General features: G+C 43.5%; 3 protein-coding genes. 1 reads left to right on the top strand and 2 read right to left on the bottom strand.

Annotation, left to right across the window (positions count from 1 at the left end; genetic code table 11):
* Positions 1 to 180: SymE family type I addiction module toxin (locus A596_RS22725; protein ID WP_200882949.1), on the top strand; the 180-nt coding region annotated here is incomplete at its 5' end.
* A 59-nt stretch (positions 181 to 239) separates the two neighbouring features.
* On the opposite strand, the gene A596_RS16260 is transcribed toward A596_RS22725, so the two are convergent.
* Both A596_RS16260 and A596_RS16255 read right to left on the bottom strand, forming a co-directional pair.
* Entirely contained in the window at positions 240 to 872 is a 633-nt protein-coding gene (locus A596_RS16260; RefSeq protein ID WP_052417598.1) for a hypothetical protein, read from the bottom strand.
* Positions 873 to 875: 3 nt separating this feature from the next.
* A partial coding sequence (locus tag A596_RS16255) for a putative toxin (protein ID WP_235425761.1) occupies positions 876 to 1443 on the bottom strand: 568 nt, incomplete at its 5' end.

Here is a 1443-nt window from a genome sequence, read left to right as displayed (position 1 = left end):
CGCAAAATCAAAACCGGGAGCATGGTTTACGACTACCGGCGCAAGACACAGTATCCACCACAGGCCACCATGCCCTGGTTGCAACTGAAAGGCCATTGGTTAAAACATGCGGGGTTTGATATCAACTCACCCGTGACCATTCGCGTGATGCACGGGTGTTTGGTGTTAACAACCGAGTGAGGCGCGCATAAAAAAAGCGGCTAAGGTAAGAACGTTGCCGCTTTTTCATACAGAACACATTATTTTTTCTTTTGTTTTTTCTTCCAAGAGGCAATTTCAATCTTTAAATCAGGATCATCTGCCAGTTCTTGAGTAGCTTGTATCGCGAGAGGATTTTTTGACTTCTGTATAGCAGAGAGCAACAGAACTCTACTTTCACCATGTCGCTTATCCTTTAACAATTCGATAAGCTCTGGCAAGGTCTCATCAGTCACAGCTACAGACAATGCGCAGGCTAATCCGGATTTATAGCCAAGGTTGAATTCTTCAACATCTCCCCGAAGTTTAATGCCTTTGCCTATTGGAGCTTTTATATACTCCTGTACGAGTAAACTCCAAATAGATTTAGATTCAGGAATAGCCAACGCTCTTGCCAAGGTCTCTCGTATCACATCTGAATAAGGGAGAAGCATATGCTTGGTTAATACCGGAATGGCCTCCACATATTGATCCGCGGTGTTAATGAAATCTGACAATTCATCAACATCTAAACCTATTGTAAGAAGCTCATCTAATATTGGTTTTTCTTCTGCGGCTATTCTTGCTGATTTTTCAGCAAACTTTGCCTCTTGCTCCGCTTGCCTTGCAACATATTCAGGATCAGCTTGCAAACGGGCAAACCATTCTTCTGTAGTTTCAGTTTTCTTTTTCATAATTTAAGGAATAAATTTTAGGTTGATATTGCCAGCACTAATCTCAGCTCTAAGTGGGCCACTTAGTTGCGTCATTCCACCAGGTGCATTAGGCCCACGAACATATAAATCAAATTTTAGCCCTTGTGATTCCGCATGAGCAGCATAATCCTTCAACTGCTGTGTATACCCTTGCTTAGCAACATTTTTTATTTCACTAATACTTTTACCGGGTATCAATCCATCTGGAAATCTACTGCGTCCATTGACATCAATTTTCGACTTATCACCAATATTGTGAACAGCTCGCACTGCATCCTCGCCAGCCTTTCCTAATTTTCTCGCGTTAGCAGTCTTCAACGAATCAGCCAAAACCTTCGCAGTCCTGGCCTCCCACGCAAGCTTAGCTAAAATAGCTCCCTCACCGCCTACAACCAAAGACATTGCTGCCGCCTCAGTAGCAGCTGTGTCCATCAAGCAATCAGAATTCATTCCGCATCCAGCGTACTGTGACGCTACTGCACCGTCAACGCCCAGAGGTGGCCCATAGTTCAACGAATAATCATTTAGCGTAAATTGCGGAACCTCAAAT

It is taken from the genome of Cellvibrio mixtus subsp. mixtus J3-8, from assembly GCF_000766945.1.
Classification (GTDB): domain Bacteria; phylum Pseudomonadota; class Gammaproteobacteria; order Pseudomonadales; family Cellvibrionaceae; genus Cellvibrio; species Cellvibrio mixtus_A.
Note: the sequence above shows the minus strand (reverse complement) of the source record. Positions and strands in the feature narration are given on the sequence as shown.